Raw genomic sequence first — 323 nt, 5'->3', positions numbered from 1 at the left:
TCCAAGGTGGACCGCTCGGCCGCCTACGCCATGCGCTGGGTCGCCAAGAACGTGGTCGCCGCCGGACTCGCCTCGCGCTGCGAGGTCCAGGTCGCCTACGCCATCGGCAAGGCCGAGCCGGTCGGCCTCTTCGTGGAGACCTTCGGCACCGAGAAGACCGACGTCTCCCGGATCGAGCAGGCCATCACCGAGGTCTTCGACCTGCGCCCGGCCGCGATCATCCGCGACCTGGACCTGCTGCGGCCCATCTACGCCCAGACCGCCGCCTACGGCCACTTCGGCCGCGAGCTGCCCGACTTCACCTGGGAGCGCACCGACCGCAC

The 323-nt window shown here is 70.9% G+C and carries 1 protein-coding gene; it reads left to right on the top strand.

Annotated elements, in window-relative coordinates; translation table 11 throughout:
* Positions 1-323: methionine adenosyltransferase domain-containing protein (locus tag M1O15_RS31295; protein ID WP_248637625.1), on the top strand; the 323-nt coding region annotated here is incomplete at both ends.

The organism is Streptomyces lichenis (assembly GCF_023218175.1).
Classification (GTDB): domain Bacteria; phylum Actinomycetota; class Actinomycetes; order Streptomycetales; family Streptomycetaceae; genus Streptomyces; species Streptomyces lichenis.
Note: the sequence above shows the minus strand (reverse complement) of the source record. Positions and strands in the feature narration are given on the sequence as shown.